At 72.6% G+C, this 764-nt stretch carries 1 pseudogene; it reads right to left on the bottom strand.

Going from position 1 to position 764, the window contains the following annotated elements:
- Positions 1-507: 507 nt before the first annotated feature.
- A pseudogene (locus J0695_RS39585) lies at positions 508-764 on the bottom strand (hypothetical protein); the annotation flags it as partial.

Raw genomic sequence — 764 nt, forward strand, 5'->3', positions numbered from 1 at the left:
CCCTTGTCGTACGGGAGCGGACGTCCACGGGGCGTGTGCAGGCCGTGCCGCCTCCGCCGCCGTGGTTGGCCGGGCGGTTCACGGGGCTGGATCTGTCCGGGGTGCCCGATGAGTTGTGGCTGGCGGTTCGGCAGTACCTGACGCGGATGGGGCAGCTCGACGCGGAGGTGGGGTGGGCCGTGGCAGCACGGCTCGCCGGGGAACTCGCAGGTCGTACGGGGGCTCCTGTGCCGCAGGGGGTGCCGCCGGGGGCGTACTTGGCCGCGGTGGTGAGTGAGCGGCAGGGGCGGGATGCGCGGCGGGCCTTTGGGGTGGCCGCGCATGGGGTGAGCGGGCGGCCCGTGGGTGCGCTGGGGCCCGTAGGTCCGCTGGGGCCCGTGGGAGGTTCTGTGGTGGGTCCTGCAGTTGGGGCTTCTGGTCCGGGGCGGGTGGAGGCCCCTCCTGTGCGCGGGGACAGCGGTGAGGGGGCTTCGGCCACTGGGTTCGCACCGCCTGCTTAGGCGCGGGTCACGAGGCCAGGAAGGTCGAGGGCGGGGTCTCCAGGTGTTCCAGCTCGATGCCGGGGGCTGAGAGGACCACGTCGCCGGCGATGTGGACGGTGTGCTGCTCGCCCGTGTCCAAGGCGTTCACCTGGTACTCGTCCACCAGAAGAGGGCCGTTGTCAGTGGCGTGCGCTTCACTTTTGAGCAAGGTCCAGGACTGGTCGACGGTGCGGGGGGCCAGGACCGGGTCGGTGAAGGCGACCAGGCGGACGCGGGCGGTGG

Source organism: Streptomyces beijiangensis (genome assembly GCF_017315755.1).
GTDB lineage: Bacteria > Actinomycetota > Actinomycetes > Streptomycetales > Streptomycetaceae > Streptomyces > Streptomyces beijiangensis.